This window comes from Candidatus Paceibacter sp., assembly GCA_013360865.1.
GTDB lineage: Bacteria > Patescibacteriota > Minisyncoccia > UBA9983 > UBA9983 > SURF-57.
The window spans coordinates 1-22,163 of the sequence record JABWAS010000006.1 but is presented as its reverse complement, the minus strand read 5'-3'; the positions used below and the strand labels follow the sequence as shown (position 1 = coordinate 22,163).

The following is a 22,163-nucleotide window of genomic DNA, read 5'->3' as shown; positions in this document are numbered from 1 at the left end:
TTATAAAAAAGCCCAGCGTGTCAACCTCTTTTTTGCAATTTAATTTCGCCTTGTTATAATCGGGTTCATGAAATTAGTCATCGTGGAATCCCCCACCAAGGCCAAAACCATCTCCAATTTTTTGGACAAAGAGTACAAAGTGGAATCGTCTTACGGCCACGTGCGCGACCTGCCCAAATCAAAGCTGGGCATTGACGTGGAAAATAATTTTGAGCCGTCTTACGTCATCCCGACCAAGGCTAGAAAAAAAGTAAACGAGCTGAAAAAGTTGGCCGAGAAAGCCGATGAAGTGATACTGGCAAGCGACGAGGACCGCGAAGGAGAGGCCATCGCGTGGCACGTTTCCCAGCTTTTAGGCGCCCAAAACGCCAAAAGAATCGTCTTCCACGAAATCACGAAAGCAGCCATTGAAGAAGCGGTAAAAAATCCTCGTGAGTTGGACATGAACCTGGTTGACGCCCAACAGGCCAGAAGAGTGCTGGACCGGCTTGTCGGCTACGAACTCTCCCCCTTTTTATGGAAAAAACTTTTCAAAGGCTTGTCGGCCGGCCGCGTGCAATCGGTGGCCGTGCGCCTGATAGTGGACAGAGAAAGAGAGATCCAGACCTTTATCCCGCAGGAATACTGGTCAATAGAAGCCGAACTAGCAAAAAATTCAAATGTTTTTACCGCAAAGCTGCATAAAAAAGACGGCAAAATTCTGGATAAGCTGGAAATTAAAAACAAAGAAGAAGCGGATACTATTTTAAAAGAGTTAAACGGCGCCAATTATATCGTTGACAACGTTGAGAAAAAAGAAGCAAAACGGCAGCCCTTGCCGCCGTTTACCACCAGTACCCTCCAGCAGGACGCGGCAAACAAATTAAGATACTCGGCCAAGCAGACGATGATGATCGCTCAGCAGCTTTACGAAAACGGCCACATCTCCTACATGCGAACCGACTCCGTCAACCTCTCCCGGGAATCGCTGGCCGCCGCCAAAAAATTCATCGGCGAAAATTTCGGCAAACAATATTGTTTGGAAGCGCCGCGCGTATTCAAAGGCAAATCCAAAGGAGCCCAGGAGGCGCACGAGGCCATAAGACCGACCAGCCCGGCTAAAACTCCCGACACACTCAAAGAAAAACTGGATGCCAAACAACACAAACTTTACGACCTGATCTGGAGAAGGTTTATCGCTTGCCAGATGCCGCCGGCCGTTTTTGACCAGACCGCCGCCGACATAACGGCTAAAAATTACGTTTTCCGGGCCAGCGGATCCATCTTAAAGTTTGACGGCTGGCTGAAGGTTTACCCTCTGAAATTTTCGGAAAACATTCTGCCCGAACTGTCGGAAAAAGAAAAACTGGATCTGGTAAAAATTTTGCCGGAGCAGCACTTTACCGAGCCGCCGCCAAGATACAACGAAGCGTCTCTGATTAAAGCTCTTGAGGATCACGGCATCGGCCGACCTTCCACTTACGCGCCAACTATCACCACCATCCAGACAAGAAACTACGTCGCTAAAAACGAACAAAAAAGGCTGGCGCCGACCGAGACCGGAATTATGGTAAACGACATTCTGGTAAAACACTTTCCGGAAATAGTGGATGTCCAGTTTACCGCCAAAATGGAAGAAGACCTGGACAAAATCGCCGAAGGCGAAGAAAAATGGGTGCCGGTGATTAAAAATTTCTATGGACCTTTCCATGAAAACCTGCTTAAAAAAGAAAAAGAAGTGGCAAAACAGGAAGTGGAGGAAACAACGGACGAGGTCTGCGCCAACTGCGGCAAGCCGATGTTGGTAAAACGCGGCCGGTTTGGAAAGTTCCTGGCCTGTTCCGGCTTTCCGGAATGCAAGACCACCAAGCCAATGAAGAAGGACGCGCCAAAGCAAATCGGGATGAAGTGCCCGAAGTGCAAAGAAACTCTTTCTGACGAAGAGGCCGGCGATATAGTAATGAAGCGCACCAAAAAAGGCCGCGTCTTCTACGGCTGTTCCCGCTACCCCAAATGCGACTTTGCCAGCTGGAAAAATCCGCTGGAGAATGAAGGTAAATAAAATAATCTTCTATTTTTTAAAAAGCAGAATAATGTTGTTTGCGACGCCTTGCGCAACGCGACGGCGCGAGCAGAGCAAATTTTCAGCAGAAAATTATGCGAGCCGAGCAAACAATATTGTTCTGCGATTTAATTCTATATGGAAAAACTTTTGAGCAATTCTTCCACCGGGTCAACTTCTTCCGCCGAAGTTTTCTTCGGCGGCGGCAAAATGGTATCGTCTTGAACTGTTTGCTCAATACTCTGTCCTACTTGCTGCCCTTCAGCAGCGGCAGAAGCGGCGGCGGCTATTTCCGCGATTCTTTGCTCCGTCAACCTCTTAAGAAACGCCTCTAACTCTTCGCTGGAGAAGAAGTCAATGTGGATTTTGCCGCGCCCGCCGTCCATTTCTATATGGACGTTGGTGCCCAAGCTGTCGGCTAGCCGCCTTTCCATGCTTTTTACTTCAAGATTAAGCAGCTCTTCCGGCTTCAATGTGCTTCTGATTATGCTTCTTACTATTTTTTCCGCCTGTCTGACGCTGATCTTCCTGCCCACGATTTCGCGGTAAAGCGACATCTGGTCTTCCGGCCGCTCGTCCAATGCCAAAATCGCGCGGCTATGCCCTTCCGTCATATCGCCTTTGCTCAAACTCGTCTGCATTTCTTCCGGCAAGCCGAGCAGACGCAAAGTATTGCTCACGTACTCGCGGCTTTTACCCACTCTGGCGGCGACCTCGTGATGTTTGAGCCGGAATTCGTCAACCAGCTTTTTAAACGCTTTCGCCCTTTCCAGCGCGTTGAGGTCTTCCCTCTGCAGGTTTTCTATGATGGCCAGTTCCAACTTTGTCCGGTCGCTGTACTCTTCGCGGCGGATGACTACCGGCACCTGGTTTAAACCGGCCAGTCTGGAAGCGCGCAATCTTCTCTCTCCGGCGATAAGTTCGTACTCCACGCGGACGCCGCTTTCCGTCTCCGTTTCCCTTCTAGTGACAACCAGCGGCTGGAGCACTCCGTACTGTTTTATTGAGTCGGCCAAATCGCGCAGCTTCTCCTGGTCAAACTCCGTCCTGGGCTGCATCGGATTGGGAATAATTTTACCAACCTCAATCAAAAACACGCTTCCCATCGCCAATAATTTTTCTTCTTCAGGTGTCATGTGATTATTAAGGCGCAGAAAACAAATTTTGAAAATCCTGGGCGGGGGCGGCCAACCGAGTCCGCGAGGTTGGGGCTAGAGGATTTTCCAAAATTTGATTTTCGGAGCCTTTTAAAATACTTACCTATAATTATAGATAATGCCAACATTGACGCAAGTATGGTTTTTAGATTATCATAACTAACGGACTTAAATTGCCAGTGTGGCGATCCGCCAGCTGGCGGAGGCAGACCTGCCTGCCGGCAGGCAGGCGCGCAGGATTCAAAATCCAATGTATTGTGTCTACGCAATTAAAAGTATAGATCGAAATTATCTGCATGTCGGTTTAACCAATAACCCAAAACGCAGAATTGACCAGCATAATAATGGTAAAGAAAGAACGACTAGAATATATGCTCCTTTTATAACACTAGTTGTAGAAAATTATCCAACCAGAATTGAGGCAAGAAAAAGAGAAAAATATTTAAAATCAGGCGTTGGCAAAGAATTTTTAAAAAGTTTAAAATAACAACATGCCGGTGTGGCGAAATTGGCAGACGCACACGACTCAAAATCGTGTGGGAGCAATCCCGTGTCGGTTCAAGTCCGACCACCGGCACCAAATTTTTATGCAAAATAATTTAAGCGAGCTTAAGGGGAAAATATTGGAGTTGGAGAAAATGATAAATTATCAGGATGGCGCCGTGGTCAGCCGCGAGATTTTGAAGTTGCCGACGGGGACGCTTACCGTCTTCGCTTTTGACGCCGGACAAGGTTTGAGCGAGCACACCGCGCCGTTTGACGCAACGGTTTACATTTTGGACGGCGAGGCGGAAGTAAAAATTTCCGGCAATTCTCATTTCGTCAAAAAAGGCGAGCTGATAATTATGCCCGCCGGCCAGCCGCACTCTCTTAAAGCCAACCAGAAGTTCAAGATGCTTCTGATAATGATACGGTCCTAAATTTTAAGATAAGCCAACATCGCCAGAACTACGTGAACAGTAGTCAGGATTATTGTGGTGATAGCCATTCTCGGATGCCACCGGAACGGTATTTTGTTTATGCCGCGCCTGTTCATAATGGCGATTGAAGCCGTAAAAAGCAAGGAAAAATAGGCCAAAAAACCAAAATACATCAGGACCGGCACACCGATAATTTTGTAATAAGCGATTTGGGCAAACATGGACTCATATTATCATTTTCGCAAAAACTTGCATATTAAAAACTGTGTGCTATTATATTGTTAGGTTAGTACTTTGGACAACAAAAGAAGAATGTTTGGCTTTTTTAAGTAAAATTCCGGGCGAGAGCTTTGCCTCAATTATTTCTGAAATTTTTTCTCATGTCTCCATACATGAGAAAGCTACGCCTCATTATTAAGTTCCGCCCGGATTGGCCAAAAATAATTTTTTTCAAAACTCTTACACCCAAACATTCTTCTATATTACAAACGGGCACACCACGAGTGTGCTCTTTCTTTTTTAAATACTTTTGCTATTAATAATAAAAAACCGACCTGCCAGGTTGAAGAAGTTTAAACCTGGCAGGTCGGTTTTTTCTACGCCTCGGAGTATTCTTTAGCGTCGTCAAATTTTACCGAGAGCAGCCTGGAGACGCCGTCGGCGCCCATCGTCACTCCGTATAAAATATCGGCTTGGCGCATCGTTTCCCTGTTGTGGGTGATGACGATAAGCTGGGTTTTTTCTCCCAGTTTTTTGAGCATATCGGCGTACTTGCGGGAATTGGATTCGTCCAGCGCGGCGTCGGTTTCGTCTAATACCAAAAACGGCGGAGGGTTCACCTGCGACAAAGCGAAGAGCAAAGATATTGCCACCAGCGACCTTTCCCCGCCTGACAACATTTCCAGCGAGCTAATTCTTTTCTTGGGGTGGTTGACGGAAATTTCTATCCCCGCTTCCATTTCATATTCCGCCGCTTCGTTTTCCTCATCCTCGTCTTCCAAGCTATTTTTCCCGCGAATTTCTTTGCGGACAAGTTCCAGCCCGGCTTTCCCTCCGCCGAAAATTGACAGGAAAAAATTATTGAACTCCGTGTTTATTTTCTTAAGCCCGTTCTCAAAATCGGAGCTTATTTTTTTATCCAGTTCTTCCATCAATCTTTCCAGCGATTTGGCGGCTTCGGCCAAATCGGAGAGATTTTTTTCGTATTCCTCGTCGCGTCTCCTGGCTTCTTCGTATTCTTTTATTATTTCTCCGGCTCCGACGCCGTAGTCCTCCAGTTTTATTTTCAACCTTTCTATCTGACGAAGAGCCGCTTCTCTTTTTTCGTAATTCCAGCCGCTTGTATTCAAGCCGTCATAAACAATGTCGGCAAAATCGTTTCCAGTGATCGCGGCGGCTTCCTGTTTTTCTCTTCCCGATTCGTCCCGCCGCAACCTTATTTTCTCCCCCTCGGAATCAAGCTGGGCCAGCGCGAACTTCAACTCCCGCGCTTCGGCGCGCGATTGCAAAAGAAGCCTCTCCGTTTCCGCCAGTCTGTTTCGCAGACTCTTTATTTCTTCTCTTTTTTTAGACGACTCCGCCACGGAATTTTTTTCCGCCTCCGCTATTTCGTTGACGGCAAGAGCCAGTTCCGTCTTTTTGTTTTTAAGAGATGCTAACTCGACTTCGTTCCCGCCGCCGCCTGTTTTTATTTTTGAAATTTTGCCGATAAAATTTCCGGTAATATCAACTATGTTAAGCAGGTATTTTTTCGCCAACACCATGTCGGCCGCCATCGCCGCCGCTTTGGCTTCGCCGGCTATTCTTTCCAACACCGGTAAAATTTCCTCGCCGGAAACAACGATCTTTTTCCCCGCGTTATGGCCGACGTTTTCTTTTTCCTTGTATTCAATTATTCCTTCCAGTTTGCCCAGTTCCCTTTCCAGCAAATTCCTTTTCGCTCCCAACTCCGCCGTTATTTTTTCCATGTCCGCCACCTCCCTTTCCAGTCTATCTGTTTCTTTTTTCAGCGCGGCCGCTTCATCGCTTTCCGCTTCCGGCGCGTTGACTGAATCAAATCTTGAAAGTTTCTCCGTTATCTCCCGTTTTTTAATTTTTATTTTTTCCGTCTCCGCCGCCAGATACGCGTCTTCGTTTTTAAAATATTCCGCGTAAAGTTTTTTCAATTCCTCTTTGAGCAAAACAGCTTCTTCGGCGCGCTCAACCTGCTTTTTCAGAAATTTCAGCTGGCGCTGCGCCTCCGCCCTGATGGAGTTGACTTGATTTATATTCTCGCCGGTTTTGGCCAGCCTTTTTTCCGCGTCTTCTTTTTTAGCCTGATATATTTTAAGGCCAAGCGCCTCTTCTATCATCGCCTTTCGCTCTTTGGGCGAAGCGCTCAAAAAGCGGTCCGCTTCTCCCTGGCTTATTATATGGTGGCTGGAAACGCCCAGGCCGACGTTGCCCAAAAGTTCGGTGACGTCTTTAAGCCGGACGGTTGAATCGTTGATGAGATACTCGCTTTCTCCGTCGCGGCTGATGGTCCTGGTGATGACCACTTCGTCGTAGGCGATTGGCAGTTTTTTCCCGCCGTTGTCCAAACATAAAGAAACCGACGCTCTTCCGGCTCTGGAGACGGACGGCGTGCCGTTAAATATGAGGTCTTCGCCCCGCTTGCCGCGCAGACTCTTCATTGACTGCTCCCCCAACGCCCAGCGCAAAGACTCGGCGATGTTGGACTTGCCGGAACCGTTGGGGCCGACGACAGCCGTTACGGCGGAAGGAAATTCCAACGCCGTTTTTCTGGCGAAAGATTTGAAACCTGATAATTCCAGCTTTTTCAGCCGCATAAATGACTACGCGACGACAAACTCCATATGGACATAAACAGCGTCGCCGGGCGCCGCGGAATAAGAAATTTTCTTTTCAATTTTCCACTTCTTGTTTTTGAAATCTTCCTGCAATTTTTTGGCCAGCTTCACCGCCAGCTGATTCTCCGTGGTGGTTATGGTTAATCCTTCTTTGCCGTCCTTCATTTTTATCAGACGATGTTGGGAATCCTTTTCGTAAGCCCTTTGGCAAAAATTTTCGGCGGCATGTTTTAGATCGCCGGCAATCTCCTTCGGAACATTTTTAAGGACGATTTCCCCCTCAAACTCGTGATTGGCTATCATTTTGCAAGCCGGGCAAACAGCAACCTTAAAAGGCGCGCCTTTACTTAAGGTTTTTAAACCTTCCAAATTCATTTGCTCATGCCGCCAGGATTTTTTGTAATAAACTGCGCGGCAGACTTTGCACTGTTCCACCCCCTTCTCGCCTTTCGGGAATTCGTGCTCCTCCCTGTGGGACGCTTCTTGTTTTATTGTGAATTTTTTATTTTTTTGCATTGCTTTGATTATATAGAAAAAAAAGAAAAAGGGAATCTCTTAATTAAGCAGATTCCCTTTTTGGGAGGGCGATTATTTACAGTTATGTTGATTTTACAAAATACATGCTGCCGCTAGAAAGTTTTTACTCTTTGATGTCGATCTCATATCTTTCAAGGTTTGTTCCGCCACCTCGTATAACGCCAACGCCAGTTCGTATAGCTCCACAATCCTTCTGTTTTTTTCCGACATCCCGTCGTAACCGGCCAAATTTTTCCTCGCTATTGCTTGGGAAAAATCATGATAATTTCTTTTTTGTTCTTCCTTATTTGTTTTGTAAGAAGGAAAAACAACATTGACTTTTCCCACAATGTCAGCAATTTTTCTGGCGTTTTTTACCACAAACTCAATTGCTTCCGTGTCTTTGACACAATTCTTCATGACCGTTCACCCCCTCTCGCTTTTTACTTCTATATTTTAAATTAAAAAATTTTTTAAGCGCCCTCTATATTCTCAAAAGCCCGAATAATACCGAGTCCGGCAGATTTTACAAAGCCGCTGTTTGAACCGTTTATCGCCCGATATTTAAAGCTTTTGCTTATTTCAAAGTCCTTTGTTTATTAAAGACTAAACCTTATAACAATATTGTCAATAAGCCGGTTTTAAACATCAAGGAGTCGCCTTGCTGCAAGGCGACTCCTTGATGTTCTGTCTCGTAATATTACTACTCCACAATCAACTGGCCCTTCATTCCGTTCTGCCGGTGCTGGCCGACGCTGCAATAATACTCAAACGTCCCGGCCTTGTCCGCCGTGAACTCAACGCTGACTTTGCCGCCGTTCTCCACCCTGTCCGTTTTGGCGTTAAATTCGTCAATCGCCCAGTCGTGGAATCCTCCGGCGCTGGTGAAATTTATCCTGACCTTGTCGCCTTTTTTAACTCTTATTTCCTTCAGCGAGAAAGAAAAATTTTCTCCTGAAACATCAAAAGTTTTTAGCGCCGCGGGAACAGACTCCGATGATTTTTGCTCGCCGCCGGTCCCGTTTTCGGAACTTTTATCGCCGGTGATCAAAAAGTAAACTCCAAACCCGATTAAAACTATAATCAAAAAAACGATAAATTTTTTCATATATTTTATTTATCCGTTAATTTATAAACAATCGGCGGCTCGCCGATATGCCGACATTACAGCTCTATCATCGGCCATTAAAAATTAAGATTGCGTTAAGAAAGCCAGTTCTTTTTCTCCAAAGCGGCGCGCGCGGCCTCTTGTTCCGCTTCCTGTTTGGATGCCCCTGCCCCCTCCGCCACAATTTTCTCGCCCAGAAAAACGCCGACGGTAAAAACCTTCTCGTGGTCCGGACCGATCTCCTTCAACACTTTGTAAGACGGAGTGATACTTTCCATCTCCTGCGCCTTTTCCTGGAAAAGGCTCTTGGCGTCCACCCACAATTTGTTTTTTATTATATCATCAAGTTTCGGCAGCAAAAAATCTTTTAAAAAGACCTCGGCCTTTTTGTAGCCGCCGTCAAGATAAACCGCCCCGATAAAAGCCTCAAAGGCGTTAGCCAAAATGTACTGCCTGGCCTTACCTCCACTTTTGGACTCCCCTTTGGAGAGCAGCATAAAATCACCCATATTCAACTCGCCCGCCGCCGCCGACAAGGTGACGGCGTTTACCAGCGCCGCCCTTAGCGCCGTCATTTCCCCTTCCGGTTTTTGGGGATATTTATTGTATAGATATTCGGTGACGACAAGCTCCAGAACCGCGTCGCCCAGAAATTCCAGCCGTTCGTTGTGCTCCAGCTTCAGGGCCGGATTTTCGTTGAGATACGAACGATGAACAAACGCCTGCTTCAGCAGGTTTTTGTCTTTGAAGTTTATTCCGGTCTTTTTTTCAAAATTGGAAAAATCAACCATTCTTGGCTTTGCTTTTCTTAATTATTTTTATCGCCTTGGCTATTATGCCCCGTATGTCTTCGTACATGTTGAGGTCGCCCAGTTCGCCTAAGGAAAACCATCTGGCGCCGTCCAAGCCGCCCGTCTGTTTCAATTTTATCTCGCCGTCTTTGGCTTCGGCGACGAAATAGGTCACCGTTTTTTTGATTTTGCCTTTTTCCGGATCGGAAGCGACGTATTCGTTCTGCCCGATTTCCTCTCCCATTCTCACGTCCAGCCCGATTTCCTCTTTTATTTCCCTTTTCGCCCCTTCGGCGGAATTCTCGCCCTCCTCTATTTTACCCTTAGATAAAGTCCAGTAGCCGAAGATGTCGTGCACCAAAGCGAATTTGATGTCTTCCGCCTCATTTTTATAAACGACGGCGCCGCCGAGTTTTTCTTCTTTCATGTTTTCCTTGTCCAGAGATCCGTCTTCCGGCTCGCCCATCTCCCGGTAAACGGTGCCCAAAACTCCGTTGACGAATTTGCCGGACGAATCGCCGCCGAAAGTCTTGGCCAACTCAATGGCTTCGTTGATGGCGACCTTGTACGGCACCTCGCTTCTTTTGCCGAAAATGAGTTCGTAAAGGCCGATGCGCAGGACGTTTCTATCCACCGCGGCAATCTGATTAAGCGGCCATTCCGGAGCCGCTTTTTCTATTATTTTGTCTATTGTTTCTTTCTTTTTGACAACGCCTTTTACCAAATCCTTGACGAAAGAGATATCCTCAAGGCCGGGAGCGAAATGCTCCACGTTCCGGCTGATTATGGAATCTATTTTTGAGTCGTTGCTGCCGTGGAAATCCCACTCAAAAAGAGATTGCATAGCCACGCTTCGTGATAAATGCCTGTTTGCCATTTTATTTAAAAGTCAAAACTCAAAGGTCAAAAGTCAAAACCATAAGAAATAAACCAGGCTCGCCGGAATAGCTTATTTATTTTCTTCAGTAGCGGCTTCTTTCTTGCTTCTGGTTTTCTCCCGCTTTTCCAGCCTGGCCTTGACGTCAATTATAACACGGCCGTTGTAATTGCCGCAATTTGAGCAAACCATGTGCGGCAAATTTTCAGCGCCGCATTTGGCGCAAGCCACAAATTGCCTTATTTTTAAGGCGTGATGAGCTCTTCTGTTCCGCGTATGAGAACGCGTGCTTCGCATTCGTACTACCATAATGTTTACAATAATACACTATTTTTTTGTTTTTGCAACAACCGCGTTGATTCCTTTTAAACCCGATGCTAGCATGGCGTAAACGTTTTCGTATTGTACTTTAATAACTTTTTAAACAGGAAGGATGGTGTTTATGAGCGTGATTGAAGTAAGAGTTGCCAAGAAAAGCAAGAAAGATGATTTTTTGGGGCGCAATGTGCATCGGGAGATAGTCAAAATGGGGTTAGCGTCCGTCTTTAATGTCAGGACCGCGAAAATTTTAAAATTTGAAGGGTTGACCGAAAAAGAAGTGGGAAAAATCATTGAAAGCATTGTTGAGTTTGATGATTATTTTTCACTGGAACATCCATTAAAGATAAGTACGGCAACCTCAAGGATAATAGAGGTTGGTTACAAGCCGGGAGTAATGAACCCTGAGGCGGCTTCTCTTGAAAAAGTTGTCAGGGATTTGGGTTTCCACAATCTAAAGGCGGCTGATACAAGCATTGAGTATCACATCATCTCCGGTTTCTTAAAACCGACGAATGAAGAGATTGAAACAATACTCAATCGTTTGCTAATCAATGAGACCACGCAAACGGTAATAAAAGAGAGACCAAAGACGCTTATTATCGAGGGCTGCGTCGGCAAAGTTTTCACGGTGCCGATAAGACACCTCAACGATGAACAGTTAAGTAAGCTATCCTCCGATGGGAAGCTACACCTTAATTTGGAGGAGATGAATGCGATCCAAAATTATTTCCAAAAAATTGGGAGAGACCTGACGGATGCCGAGCTGGAAACAATCGCCCAGACATGGAGCGAGCATTGCGGACATAAGACCTTCAAGTCCAAACTGATAATTGACGGCAAAGAAAAAGAACCGTTAATTAACAGGCTGAAAAAAGTTTCCGCTCTGTACAGCAAGGGAGTTTTGTCTTCATTTGTGGACAACTCCGGCGCCGCCGAATTTTACGAAGGGATGGCAATTTGCGGCAAAGTGGAAACTCACAACAGTCCCAGCGCGATCGCGCCTGAAGGAGGCGCGGCGACAGGAAGCGGAGGGGTATTCCGGGACATAATGGGAACAGGACAAGGCGCGAAAGTGATTGCTTCTACCGATATGTTTTGCCTTGCTCCGCCAAGCCTTGCCGAGGAATTATTGCCGGAAGGCTGTCTGCCTCCGGAAAATATCTTGAGAAATGTCATCAAGGGCGTGGGCGATTACGGAAACAGAATGGGAATTCCGACTAATAACGGATCGCTGCACTTTCATGATGACTTCAGGGCAAAACCGTCAGTCATCGTGGGCGCTTACGGAATAATTCCGGCAGGCCAATGCAAAAAAGGTTCTCCCCGACCGGGCGACAAGATTATCGCCGTCGGCGGTAGAACCGGCAGAGACGGCATACATGGCGCCACATTCTCCAGCGGAGAGATGACTGATAAAACAATCTCGGTCAACTCCGCCGCCGTGCAGATAGGCAACGCCATTGAAGAGAAAAGAATGTTTGACGCGCTTCTGGTTTGCCGGGATAAAGGACTGATTCGCGCGATCACTGATTGCGGAGCCGGCGGATTTTCTTCCGCCATTGGGGAAATGGGTAATGAAACGGGTGTTCGCGTTTTCCTGGAAAGGGCGCCGCTTAAGTATACCGGCCTTGCCCCATGGGAAATATGGATCTCGGAATCGCAGGAAAGAATGATTGTAGCCGTTGCGCCGGAAAATGTTAAAGAATTTATCTCAATATGCGCCGGTTATAATGTGGAAGCGGTTGAGCTGGGAGAATTCACAGATTCAAAGCGGCTTATTGTGACATATTGCGAAAAGACCGATTATAAAGAAGATATTTCGCCAGTTTTTACAATTACAACCGTTTGCGATCTTGATATGGAATTCCTGCACAATGGATTGCCGCAACGGGTTATGGTTGGCAAATTGGAAAAAGGAGCGCATCATGAACCGTCTATCTCCGGTCTTTTGACTGACGAAGATTACGTCAATAAATTTTTTGAAGTCGTCAGCCACTTGAATGTTTGCTCCAAGGAGCCGATTGTCCGGCGTTACGACCACGGCGTGCAAGGGACAAACGCTTTGCCTCCTTATGCCGGAGTTGGTCAGGACGGCCCGAATGACGCCGTTGTTTTAACTCCGATCTTAGGCAAGCTCTATGGCCTGATAATAAGCCACGGGCTTAATCCGGTTCTGAACAAAATTGACCCGTACCATGGAAGCATCTGGGCGGCGGTGGAAGCCTTGTCCAATTTGGTCGCGGTGGGAGGAAATTATCGCGAATCGTGGCTGATTGATAATTTTATCTGGCCGTTTCCGGATGATGAATCTTTGGCTGATTTGAATTTGTCTGTGGATGCGTGCGTTAAAATTATGCATGCGTTCAAAATTCCGTTCATATCCGGCAAAGATAGTTTGTCCAGCACGTACAAGGGAAAACAGAACGGAAAAAATATTGTCATCAAAATTCCCCCGGTGTTATGCGTTTCCGCTTTCGGAAAAATTCCCGATGTTCGGAAAACGATCACGGCTTCCTTTAAAAAACCGGGTTCTTTTATTGTATTGCTTGGCAAGATGGACTTTAACGCCATGGGCGGCTCGGTGTATTACCAGATTCATGGAATAAAAGGAGGGAGGGTGCCAGAAGTTGATCTAAAGCTTCAGCCGAAAATTTTTGATTGCCTGCATAGACTGATTAACGAGGGCAAAATTCTTGCCGCGCATGATATCAGCGAGGGCGGCATAGCGGCGAATTTGGCGGAAATGTGCTTCGGAGGAAATAAAGGAGCGATGCTGGAAAAATGCTTGCATCCACTGCAAATGGACAATAACGTTGGTCCTGATTTTATTTTGTTCAACGAAACCCCCGGATGCTTTTTGCTTGAGATTGATGAATACACCTATCTTACAGAAGGCGCGGAAAAACTTTTCCGCGGACTGCCTCATTATGAACTGGGCCGGGTGACGGAATCAAATATTATCTACATAAACGCCATGGACATGCGGTACGGCGGAAATTATGAGTTAAACATTATTCTTGGTGACTTAAAAAACGCATGGAAGAAACCCATGCAGGAGGTGTTTTGTGGCTTATAAACCGAATGTCTGTATTTTAAAAACTGATGGGACAAATTGCGACAATGAGACCTCTTACGCTTTTGAAAAAGCGGGAGGAATCTGCAAAACAGTCCACCTTAATCAGTTAAGAAACGGCGCTGACAAGCTTTTTAATTATCAGATTCTCGCCATTTCGGGTGGATTTTCCTACGGAGACGACATAGCATCTGGGAAAGTTCTTGCTTTGGAATTAACAACGTTTCTAAGGGATCAATTGCGGTATTTTGTAGCGCTGGGAAAGTTGATTATCGGGATTTGCAACGGTTTCCAGGTTCTGGTCAGAACAGGGTTGCTACCCTTCGGAAATATCGGCAAAATGGAAGCGACTTTGGCTCATAATTCTTCGGGACATTTTGAATGCCGGTGGGTTAACTTGGAAATAAACAGCTCAAGCCCTTGCGTATTTACTTTGGGAATGGCAGGGGTTAAGTTTCTGCAGATCGCTCACGGAGAGGGGAAATTTTACGCGGATGGACAAGCACTTGAGCGAATTGAAAAAGAAAACCTGGCAGTTATCCGGTATCTGGGAGCCAACCCCAACGGTTCGCTCAATTGCATCGCAGGCATTTGCGATCCGACCGGTCGAATCTTCGGCCTGATGCCCCATCCGGAAAGATTTGTGGAGCTGACTCAATACCCGGAATGGAGGAGGTTTCCGGAAAATGTAAAACCGCATGGGTTAAAAATCTTTGAAAATGCGGTTGATTACTTCAAATAAAATTCCTGTTTTCAACTTTAAAAGGGTAACCTGTTGTTTAGGTTACCCTTTTCTTTTTTGTTGAACGAACTTAGCGGATTTTTAATTCGTCTCCGCCAAATTCTATGTTGAGAGGTTTGATTACGACTTTCTTTTCGCCTTCCTCAATATGTCCGGCCCGCGATGCCTCCCGACCTTGCCTACGCGCTATATCAATAACTTGGTCAGAGTCTTTGGGATCGACATACAAGGCAAAGCCCGCGCCCATGTTGAAGGTGCCATAGGCCTCTTTTAAACTCATTCCGGTTGTCTCAATAATAATTTGGAAAACCGGCTGGGGCCTTGGGATCGATTCAATGACATATGTGAATTGTTGCGGCGCCCGCATCAACTTCCGCCAACCATGGCCGGTGATATTCACCGCGTAATGGATATCAATGCCTTTATCAAGACAATCTTCCACAAGGCCGACATAAACATGCGTCGGATCAAGCAATGATTCCCCGTAAGTCCGACCGTCCGACAAAACAGTTTTATATCCCTTAGGCAAACGACGGCTTTTTTTGAACAACCACGGAAATAGCCATCCGCGCAAGCGCCGCCATAACGGTTCTTTTTCGGCAATTTTTCTAGCCAGCGTTAGGCCGTTGGCATGGATGCCTGAACTTTCAATCATAACGATGGCGTCGCCGTGTTTTATTTTGGCCGGATTGATAATCTGGCCTTTCTTCTGCAGTGGTATGAAGCCAACCACAGCTCCGGCAAGATCCACTGTGTCGGGATAAATAATTCCTTGAAGAGTCGGGGTTTCTCCGCCGCCCCAGCAGCATTTGGCCGCATCGCAGGCATTTTTTGTGCCTTTAATAAGTTCCCGCCTTCGCGTTTCCTCCTTAAACCAACTGGAACTTCCCGCCGCCAAATATTGGCCGTACAAAAACGGCCTGGCGCCAACCGTTATCAGATCGTTAAACGCCATTGCCGTATTGCATTGCGCTATATAATCATAGAAAGTTTTTTCATCTCTGCCTGTTTTTCTAAGTATTTTTTTTACCGCGTCGGCCACGAGATTTTTCGTGCCAAGACCTTCAACAACAAAGCCGATATATCCGAAGGGTGTTTCAACAAGAGTGGCGCTCTCGCCGCGCGTCCAGGGAACTATTGAAAAACCAAATCTTTCCAACCACTCATCCGTTTGCATTGCCTCCAACATGGACTCCCTCTTATGCGGGTCCATGTTTCCATAATCAACACCGCAATCTTTGTAAGTTATCATTATAACTACCTCCTTATGTAAAAGTTCCAAAAATAAAAACAGTTTGCTAAAGCCTAGCACGTTGAGAATTAAAAAATCAACTAAACGCCGATATTTTTGCAAAAAGATTTTCGGTGGATTTTACAAAGACTGTTTTCTTTTATTTTTTCGTAATGAGATTTGGTGCCATAGCCCTTATGGACGGCGAAGCCGTACTGCGGATATTTTTTGTCCAACACCAGCATCTTTTTGTCCCGCGCGGTTTTGGCAATGACGGACGCGGCGGAAATCAGCGGTATTTTTTCGTCCCCTTTTATTATGGTTAATTGATTGTATTCTTTCGGCGCTTTAAGCGAACCGTCCATTAAAACCAAATCCGGTTTTCGGGAAAACTTTTCCAAAACTTTTTCCACGCCCAATCTTACCGCCCCGCCGATGCCGATTTTGTCTATCATTTTATGGCTGATAAAAACGCAATGATTCTCAAAATTTTTCCTGATAATTTCTCTCCATTCTTCCCTTTTCTCCGCGCTCAACTTTTTGGAATCTTTGATATTTTTCAGCAGTTTTGCGTTTTGGATTTTGGGGTTTTGGCTTTTTTTAGAAATTAGAAATTCGGATTTAGAAATTACTGTTGCCGCCACCGCGGCAACGGCAAGATGCCCTGCCAACGGCCCCCGCCCCGCTTCGTCAATTCCGACAATAAAATATTCTTTCTTCATTTATTTAATAATATCAGATTGTTTTGATATTATGTTATAATCCAAAACACATTATGCCATCAAATTTCGTTCATCTTCATACACACTCGCACTATTCCCTGCTGGACGGGCTGGCTAAAATTGACGACCTCGTGGATGAGGCGAAAAAACTCGGCATGCCGGCGCTGGCGCTGACCGACCACGGCAATATGTACGGCGCGATAGAATTTTATAAAAAGTGCCAGAAGACCGGCATCAAGCCCATTATCGGCGTGGAAACTTACATCGCCTTTGAATCAATGCTCCAGAAACGATCAGGCATAGATAACAAACGTTATCATCTCATCCTTCTCGCCAAAAACGAAACCGGCTATAAAAATCTGGTAAAAATCGTCACCGCCAGCCATCTGCAGGGCTTCTATTATAAACCGCGGGTGGACAAAGAATTTTTAAGAAAACATTCGGAAGGGCTCGTTGCGCTTTCCGCCTGCATGGCCGGAGAGGTGGCCAGAATGGTGGGAGTAAAAGATATGGAACGGGCGGAAAAAGCGGCCAAAGAATACGAAGAAATTTTCGGCAAAGGAAATTTTTTCATAGAAATAAGCCATCATCCCGACATAGAAAACCACGCTGAAATCCAAAAAGGCCTCGTTGAACTGGCCAGAAAGTCGGGCATTCCACTGGCGGCCACCCAAGACATCCATTATTTAAAACCGGAAGATGCCACCGCCCAAGACCTGCTGGTAGCCATCCAGACAAACGCGGAAATGGCCGACGCCAACCGCCTGACGATGAAGCTGGACGATTTCTCCCTGCGTTCCGGAGAAGAAATGGAAAAACTGTTCAAAGAAAATCCGGACGCGGTTGAAAACACCTTCAAAATCGCGGAGATGTGCGACCTAAAACTAGAACTGGGAAAATGGGTGTTCCCCAAGCTGGACTTGGGCGAAGGCAAAAAACCTGAAGAATACATTACCGAAACGGCGCAAAAAAACTACGCCAAATTGTTTGAGGCCGAAGACGCCAACGGGGAAATTAAAAAAAGAATGGAATACGAACTGGAGGTCATCAACGGCAAAGGTTACGCCCCCTACTTTCTAATCGTCGCCGACCTCATCGCTTTCGCCAAAAGCCGCCACATAATGACCAACACCAGAGGCTCGGCGGCCGGCTCGCTGGTGTCTTATTTGCTGGGCATCACCAACGTTGACCCGGTAAAATACGGCCTACCGTTTGAAAGATTTCTCAACCCCTACCGCCCATCGCCGCCCGATATTGATATGGACTTTGCCGACGACCGCCGCGAAGAAATTTTGGAGTACGCCAAAGAAAAGTACGGCAAGGACCACGTCGCCCAAATCGGCACTTTTGGCACCATGATGGCGCGCGGTTCGGTGCGCGACGTCACCCGCGCTTTGGGCAAACCTTATTCCTTAGGCGACAGTATCGCCAAACTGATTCCGATGGGCTCCCAGGGATTCCCCATGACCATAGACGAAGCTTTGAAGATCACGCCGGAGCTGAACGAGATGTATAAAAAAGACGCCGAGGTGAAAGAAATAATAGACATCGCCAAAAAAATTGAAGGCTGCGCTCGCCATGTTTCCGTGCATGCCGCCGGCGTCGTCATCTCGCCGACGGAACTGACGGACTACGTGCCCCTGCAACTGGAACCAAGCGGCGAGAAAGTCATTACCCAGTACGATATGTATTCGGTAGAAGAAGCCGGCCTGCTTAAAATGGATTTTCTGGGCATAAAAAACCTCTCTATTTTGGGAAATTCGGTCAAACTGGTCAAAGAAACGCGCGGGATTGATATAGACATAGAAAACATCCCTCTGGATGACAAAAACACCTTCACTCATCTGGCCAAAGGAGAAACCATCGGCCTGTTCCAACTTGGCGGCAGCGGCATGACCCGATATCTCAAGGAGCTGAAGCCGACCACCGTCACCGACATCATGGCCATGATCGCTCTCTTCCGCCCGGGGCCGATGGCCAACATTCCCACTTATATCAAGAGAAAACACGGCCAGGAGCCGGTGACTTATCCCGACCCGAGACTGGCTAAGGTGCTGGACAAGACTTTCGGCGTGGTGACTTATCAGGACGACGTTTTGCTGATCGCCATAGAGCTGGCCGGGTACAACTGGGACACGGTGGACAAGTTCCGCAAAGCCATCGGCAAAAAAATTCCGGAAGAAATGGCCAAGCAGGAAAAAATATTCATAGAAGGCTGTCAGAAGCACGGCGGTCTTTCAAAGCAGAAAGCGGAGGATCTCTGGCGGCTGTTTGACCCATTCAAAGGTTACGGCTTCAACAAAGCCCACGCCGCCTCCTACGCCAAAGTGGCTTATCAAACCGCTTACATGAAGGCCAACTTCCCCGCCGAGTTTATGGCGGCGGTGCTGACCGCCGACGCGGGCGAGGTGGAAAAAATCGCCGAAACGATAAGCGAGTGCGTGAGGATGAAGCTGCCCGTTCTGCCGCCGGACGTGAACGAAAGTTTGGGTGATTTTGCCGTGGTAAATATTGACGCGAAGAAAACAGATTTTGAAAATCCTGGGCGGGGGCGGCCGCCCGAGTCCGCGAGGGTGGGGCTAGAGGATTTTCCAAAATCTGTTTCCGGAGCGTCAAAAACAACCGAAGGCATCCGCTTCGGCCTTTACACTATTAAAAATCTCGGCGTGGAAATTGCCAACGCGGTGATAGAGGAAAGAAAAGCCAACGGCCGCTACAAATCTTTCGCTGATTTCCTGGACCGCGTCCAACACAAAAATCTTAACAAAAAATCTCTGGAAGCGCTGATAAAATCCGGCGCGATGGACGCTCTGGGCGAAAGAAACCAGATGCTGTTTAACATGGAAGACGCTTTGGAATACAGCCGTAATTCCGGCAAAGCCAAGAAAAACCAGGGTTCGCTTTTCTCCTTGATGCAAGACACATCCACCTTGCCCGACCTGAAATTAAAACCGGCCGAACCGGCGACCCAGCATGAACGGCTCCTATGGGAAAAAGAGCTGCTGGGTTTGTACGTTTCCGGCCATCCGCTGGACCGCTTTAAAGACAAGTTAGCAAAAATAAATACCAAAATCGGCGAGGCCAAAAAACTGCCCAACAATATGTCGACCGTCGTGGCCGGCATGATAGACGAGGCTAAAAAAATAAACACCAAAAAAGGCGACCCGATGCTTTTTATGAAATTATCCGACTATGCCGACAGCGTGGAAACCGTCATCTTCCCGAAAATCCTGGAAAAATACGCCGGCGTTTTATACGAAGGCAATTGCATCGCCGTCAAAGGCCGGTTGTCTTTCCGCAACAATGAAACGTCCATAATCGTGGAGGAAATAAAGGAGATGAAAAATTGAGTTTTGGCCATTTTTTGCTAATATAATTCATATGGAAAAAGAAAACGGCCGACTGGAAAAAATCCGCCACTCTCTGGCGCATTTGATGGCGGCGGTCATTACCGGCAAACATCCGGAGGTGAAACTGGGCATCGGGCCGACCATTGAAAACGGCTTTTATTACGATTTTGATTTTTCGGCCGTTGACCACTCGCCCACCGAAGAAAAATTGCCTATTTTGGAGGGCTTTGTTAAAGAACTTATAAAACAAGATATCAAATTTGAAAAAGAAGAAATTTCGGCCAAAAAAGCCAGAGAAATTTTTGCCGACCAGCCATTTAAACTGGAGTTGATTGACGAACTGGAAAAATCAGGCCAAAAAATCTCCATTTATAAATCCGGCAATCTGGTTGACCTCTGCGCCGGACCGCATGTGAATTCGTCCAAAGAAATAAACCCCGACGCCTTCAGGCTCACTAAAGTCGCCGGCGCCTACTGGAAAGGCAGCGAGAAAAATAAAATGCTCACCCGCATCTACGGCGTGGCTTTTGAAACAAAAGAAGAATTGGACGCATATCTAAAAATGATGGAGGAAGCGGAAAAACGAGATCACCGGAAACTGGGCAAAGAATTGGAACTTTTTATGATATCGGAGGAAGTCGGCAAGGGTTTGCCGCTCTGGCTGCCCAACGGCGCCTTCATCCGCCGCAAAATGGAGGATTATATGTACCAGAAAGAACTGGAGAAGGGCTACAAATACGTTTACACGCCAATTCTGGCGCACAAAAAATTATACGAAACCTCCGGTCACCTCGCCCATTACAAAGAAGATATGTACAGCCCTTTGGACATTGAGGGCGAGGAATACTATCTCAAGCCGATGAATTGCCCTCATCATCACATGATTTACAAGCACGGGCAAATCAGCTACAAAGACCTGCCTTTGCGGCTGGCAGAATTTGGCCTGGTGCACCGATTTGAAAGGTCAGGCGTTTTGACCGGCTTGATAAGAGCGCGCGCCTTCACCCAAAACGATTCTCATATTTACTGCCAAAAAAATCAGTTAAAAAGCGAGTTGATAGAAGTGCTGAAATTATTTAAAGAGGTTTATAACGATTTTCATATTGAGGATTTTTGGTACAGACTTTCCCTTCCCGATTTTAAAAACGAAGAAAAATACGGCGACATCAAAGACAAGAAAGTGTGGGAAGAAGCGGCAAAAATGGCCGAGGACGCGTTAAAAGAATTCGGCGCGAAATATATTAAAGCGGAAGGCGAGGCCAGTTTTTACGGACCCAAAATTGACGTGCAAACCAAAAACGTCTTAGGCAAAGAGGACACCATCGCCACGGTGCAGGTGGATTTTTATTCCGCCAAAAAATTTGACCTTAATTTTATAAATGAAAAAGGCGAAAAAGAACATCCGGTAATAATACACAGGGCTATTTTCGGCTCGTTTGACCGCACTTTCGCTTTCCTGACGGAAAGAACAGGCGGCAATTTCCCCGTCTGGCTGTCGCCCGTTCAAGTTCTGATTTTGCCGGTGGGAGAAAAATTTAACGATTATGGAAATAAAGTTTTAGCGGAATTAAAAAACGCCGGAATCAGAGCCGAAATGGATATGAGCGCCGAAACGCTCGGCAAAAAAATCCGCGCCGGCAAAACGCGTAAAATCCCCTACCTCCTCGTCGTCGGAGAAAAAGAAAAAGAGGCCGGCACCGTCGCCGTCAACTTCCGCGGTCAAGAAAAACAGGAGACTTTGAGCGTTGAACAATTCATCAAACTCGTTCAGAAAGAGATTGAGGAAAAAAAATAAACTGGCCGGAAAATTTCACTTCCGAACCAGTTTTATTAAAGAATGGCAAGATACGCGGTATTTAGTACTCGGACACAGTCCACAATCCGGATCTTGCCCAAAAAACTTAGCTTTTACTGAATTTTTCCTTATCTATAACCGCCGATATTTTTCTTATCTCGCAGAAATAATGAGCTCTCCCGTAGTTTGTTTTTGCAAACGCCACAACATCCTTTCTCCTTGTGAAATACAGAGCTCCGCCCAGGTTGCCTGGATTTAAAATCATTCCACTGCCGACTATTTCCCAATTTCCTTTTCTCTTATACTCAAGGACACCAAGAGCCAGAAGAATTTCATTTAATTGTGGTTTAATATCATTGTGTACGCCGGAATAAAAACTCCAATCCACGATTATTCCTTTTTTATTTTTGATTAACCTCCCCTGCCAGATATCAAAATTTTTCAGGAATTTTTCTTTGGCGCACTCTTCGCACTGTGATCCTAGTTTCGTAATTTTAAATTTATAACCAGCGAAATTAAAAACCACCTTTCCATACCTTCCCGCACTTCTTCCGCAACCGTGCATGCATTTCCCCATTTTTATCCTCCTCTTTTATCTTTATCTTTGATGTAAATTTACAATCTTTCTGCCTTCATTCCTACCCCAAAACCGCAATTTTTGCAAGAAAAA

The 22,163-nt window shown here is 46.4% G+C and carries 19 protein-coding genes and 1 tRNA gene; 8 read left to right on the top strand and 12 right to left on the bottom strand.

Annotation, left to right across the window (positions count from 1 at the left end; translation table 11 throughout):
• The first annotated feature begins 67 nt into the window (after nt 1-67).
• Nucleotides 68-2,041, top strand: a complete 1,974-nt coding sequence (gene topA, locus HUT38_02195; protein NUQ57275.1) for a type I DNA topoisomerase — start codon at nt 68-70, stop codon at nt 2,039-2,041.
• Between the two features lie 134 nt (nt 2,042-2,175).
• Here the strand turns inward: topA and HUT38_02190 are convergent, their stop codons facing one another.
• The gene (locus tag HUT38_02190; protein NUQ57274.1) at nt 2,176-3,177 is read right to left on the bottom strand and encodes a ParB/RepB/Spo0J family partition protein; all 1,002 of its coding nucleotides are present in this window, start codon (nt 3,175-3,177) and stop codon (nt 2,176-2,178) included.
• 271 nt (nt 3,178-3,448) lie between these two features.
• Between HUT38_02190 and HUT38_02185 the strand changes: the two genes are divergently transcribed.
• The 3 genes from HUT38_02185 (at nt 3,449) to HUT38_02175 (ending at nt 4,118) form a co-directional block, all read left to right on the top strand.
• Nucleotides 3,449-3,685 carry a GIY-YIG nuclease family protein gene (locus tag HUT38_02185; GenBank protein NUQ57273.1) on the top strand — a complete coding sequence of 79 codons (237 nt, stop codon included), beginning with the start codon at nt 3,449-3,451 and terminating at the stop codon, nt 3,683-3,685.
• 6 nt (nt 3,686-3,691) lie between these two features.
• A tRNA-Leu gene (locus HUT38_02180) sits at nt 3,692-3,778 on the top strand.
• Between the two features lie 7 nt (nt 3,779-3,785).
• Nucleotides 3,786-4,118 (top strand): cupin domain-containing protein, encoded by a 333-nt coding sequence (locus HUT38_02175; protein ID NUQ57272.1) that lies wholly within the window; start codon nt 3,786-3,788, stop codon nt 4,116-4,118.
• Here the strand turns inward: HUT38_02175 and HUT38_02170 are convergent.
• The 8 genes from HUT38_02170 to rpmF all read right to left on the bottom strand — a co-directional run bounded on the left by HUT38_02170 (nt 4,115) and on the right by rpmF (nt 10,568).
• On the bottom strand, nt 4,115-4,339 hold the full coding sequence (locus tag HUT38_02170) for a hypothetical protein (protein ID NUQ57271.1): 225 nt from the start codon (nt 4,337-4,339) through the stop codon (nt 4,115-4,117). The two genes, HUT38_02175 and HUT38_02170, sit on opposite strands and share 4 nt — an antisense overlap.
• A 375-nt stretch (nt 4,340-4,714) precedes the next feature.
• Nucleotides 4,715-6,946: an AAA family ATPase gene (locus tag HUT38_02165; protein NUQ57270.1), complete on the bottom strand. Its 2,232-nt coding sequence runs from the start codon at nt 6,944-6,946 to the stop codon at nt 4,715-4,717.
• A 6-nt stretch (nt 6,947-6,952) separates the two neighbouring features.
• Nucleotides 6,953-7,483, bottom strand: a complete 531-nt coding sequence (locus tag HUT38_02160; protein ID NUQ57269.1) for a hypothetical protein — start codon at nt 7,481-7,483, stop codon at nt 6,953-6,955.
• Between the two features lie 93 nt (nt 7,484-7,576).
• On the bottom strand, nt 7,577-7,903 hold the full coding sequence (locus HUT38_02155) for a hypothetical protein (protein NUQ57268.1): 327 nt from the start codon (nt 7,901-7,903) through the stop codon (nt 7,577-7,579).
• A 283-nt stretch (nt 7,904-8,186) separates the two neighbouring features.
• A complete protein-coding gene (locus HUT38_02150) occupies nt 8,187-8,591 on the bottom strand; it encodes a cupredoxin domain-containing protein (protein ID NUQ57267.1) in 405 nt (134 codons plus the stop codon).
• 95 nt (nt 8,592-8,686) lie between these two features.
• A complete protein-coding gene (gene rnc / locus HUT38_02145; protein NUQ57266.1) occupies nt 8,687-9,382 on the bottom strand; it encodes a ribonuclease III in 696 nt (231 codons plus the stop codon).
• Entirely contained in the window at nt 9,375-10,259 is an 885-nt protein-coding gene (gene nusB / locus HUT38_02140; GenBank protein ID NUQ57265.1) for a transcription antitermination factor NusB, read from the bottom strand. The genes rnc and nusB overlap by 8 nt, the downstream gene beginning before the upstream one ends.
• A gap of 72 nt (nt 10,260-10,331) precedes the next feature.
• Entirely contained in the window at nt 10,332-10,568 is a 237-nt protein-coding gene (gene rpmF, locus HUT38_02135; GenBank protein NUQ57264.1) for a 50S ribosomal protein L32, read from the bottom strand.
• A 133-nt stretch (nt 10,569-10,701) separates the two neighbouring features.
• Here rpmF and HUT38_02130 point away from each other — a divergent pair, with 133 nt between their 5' ends.
• Together HUT38_02130 and HUT38_02125 are read left to right on the top strand one after the other, a co-directional pair.
• Entirely contained in the window at nt 10,702-13,656 is a 2,955-nt protein-coding gene (locus tag HUT38_02130) for a phosphoribosylformylglycinamidine synthase (GenBank protein NUQ57263.1), read from the top strand.
• Nucleotides 13,646-14,395, top strand: a complete 750-nt coding sequence (locus HUT38_02125) for a phosphoribosylformylglycinamidine synthase subunit PurQ (protein NUQ57262.1) — start codon at nt 13,646-13,648, stop codon at nt 14,393-14,395. Before HUT38_02130 ends, HUT38_02125 begins: the two co-directional genes overlap by 11 nt.
• A 70-nt stretch (nt 14,396-14,465) precedes the next feature.
• Here the strand turns inward: HUT38_02125 and HUT38_02120 are convergent, their stop codons facing one another.
• Both HUT38_02120 and HUT38_02115 read right to left on the bottom strand, forming a co-directional pair.
• The gene (locus HUT38_02120) at nt 14,466-15,647 is read right to left on the bottom strand and encodes a phosphoribosylformylglycinamidine cyclo-ligase (protein NUQ57261.1); all 1,182 of its coding nucleotides are present in this window, start codon (nt 15,645-15,647) and stop codon (nt 14,466-14,468) included.
• 80 nt (nt 15,648-15,727) lie between these two features.
• Nucleotides 15,728-16,348 carry a ribonuclease HII gene (locus HUT38_02115; GenBank protein NUQ57260.1) on the bottom strand — a complete coding sequence of 207 codons (621 nt, stop codon included), beginning with the start codon at nt 16,346-16,348 and terminating at the stop codon, nt 15,728-15,730.
• 53 nt (nt 16,349-16,401) lie between these two features.
• Between HUT38_02115 and HUT38_02110 the strand changes: the two genes are divergently transcribed.
• The gene (locus HUT38_02110; GenBank protein ID NUQ57259.1) at nt 16,402-19,698 is read left to right on the top strand and encodes a DNA polymerase III subunit alpha; all 3,297 of its coding nucleotides are present in this window, start codon (nt 16,402-16,404) and stop codon (nt 19,696-19,698) included.
• A 31-nt stretch (nt 19,699-19,729) separates the two neighbouring features.
• Nucleotides 19,730-21,493, top strand: a complete 1,764-nt coding sequence (locus HUT38_02105; protein ID NUQ57258.1) for a threonine--tRNA ligase — start codon at nt 19,730-19,732, stop codon at nt 21,491-21,493.
• Nucleotides 21,494-21,599: 106 nt separating this feature from the next.
• Here the strand turns inward: HUT38_02105 and HUT38_02100 are convergent, their stop codons facing one another.
• Nucleotides 21,600-22,070: a hypothetical protein gene (locus tag HUT38_02100; GenBank protein NUQ57257.1), complete on the bottom strand. Its 471-nt coding sequence runs from the start codon at nt 22,068-22,070 to the stop codon at nt 21,600-21,602.
• Nucleotides 22,071-22,163 lie beyond the last annotated feature (93 nt).

What these genes read in the sequence shown, in the direction of transcription:
- HUT38_02175 (NUQ57272.1), top strand. Translation starts at nt 3,786, where the DNA reads ATGCAAAATAATTTAAGCGAGCTTAAGGGGAAAATATTGGAGTTGGAG.
- HUT38_02150 (NUQ57267.1), bottom strand. Translation starts at nt 8,591, where the DNA reads ATGAAAAAATTTATCGTTTTTTTGATTATAGTTTTAATCGGGTTTGGA.
- rnc (NUQ57266.1), bottom strand. Translation starts at nt 9,382, where the DNA reads ATGGTTGATTTTTCCAATTTTGAAAAAAAGACCGGAATAAACTTCAAA.
- HUT38_02165 (NUQ57270.1), bottom strand. Translation starts at nt 6,946, where the DNA reads ATGCGGCTGAAAAAGCTGGAATTATCAGGTTTCAAATCTTTCGCCAGA.
- HUT38_02185 (NUQ57273.1), top strand. Translation starts at nt 3,449, where the DNA reads ATGTATTGTGTCTACGCAATTAAAAGTATAGATCGAAATTATCTGCAT.
- HUT38_02170 (NUQ57271.1), bottom strand. Translation starts at nt 4,339, where the DNA reads ATGTTTGCCCAAATCGCTTATTACAAAATTATCGGTGTGCCGGTCCTG.
- topA (NUQ57275.1), top strand. Translation starts at nt 68, where the DNA reads ATGAAATTAGTCATCGTGGAATCCCCCACCAAGGCCAAAACCATCTCC.
- HUT38_02160 (NUQ57269.1), bottom strand. Translation starts at nt 7,483, where the DNA reads ATGCAAAAAAATAAAAAATTCACAATAAAACAAGAAGCGTCCCACAGG.
- HUT38_02155 (NUQ57268.1), bottom strand. Translation starts at nt 7,903, where the DNA reads ATGAAGAATTGTGTCAAAGACACGGAAGCAATTGAGTTTGTGGTAAAA.
- rpmF (NUQ57264.1), bottom strand. Translation starts at nt 10,568, where the DNA reads ATGGTAGTACGAATGCGAAGCACGCGTTCTCATACGCGGAACAGAAGA.
- HUT38_02105 (NUQ57258.1), top strand. Translation starts at nt 19,730, where the DNA reads ATGGAAAAAGAAAACGGCCGACTGGAAAAAATCCGCCACTCTCTGGCG.
- nusB (NUQ57265.1), bottom strand. Translation starts at nt 10,259, where the DNA reads ATGGCAAACAGGCATTTATCACGAAGCGTGGCTATGCAATCTCTTTTT.
- HUT38_02110 (NUQ57259.1), top strand. Translation starts at nt 16,402, where the DNA reads ATGCCATCAAATTTCGTTCATCTTCATACACACTCGCACTATTCCCTG.
- HUT38_02190 (NUQ57274.1), bottom strand. Translation starts at nt 3,177, where the DNA reads ATGACACCTGAAGAAGAAAAATTATTGGCGATGGGAAGCGTGTTTTTG.
- HUT38_02130 (NUQ57263.1), top strand. Translation starts at nt 10,702, where the DNA reads ATGAGCGTGATTGAAGTAAGAGTTGCCAAGAAAAGCAAGAAAGATGAT.
- HUT38_02115 (NUQ57260.1), bottom strand. Translation starts at nt 16,348, where the DNA reads ATGAAGAAAGAATATTTTATTGTCGGAATTGACGAAGCGGGGCGGGGG.
- HUT38_02100 (NUQ57257.1), bottom strand. Translation starts at nt 22,070, where the DNA reads ATGGGGAAATGCATGCACGGTTGCGGAAGAAGTGCGGGAAGGTATGGA.
- HUT38_02120 (NUQ57261.1), bottom strand. Translation starts at nt 15,647, where the DNA reads ATGATAACTTACAAAGATTGCGGTGTTGATTATGGAAACATGGACCCG.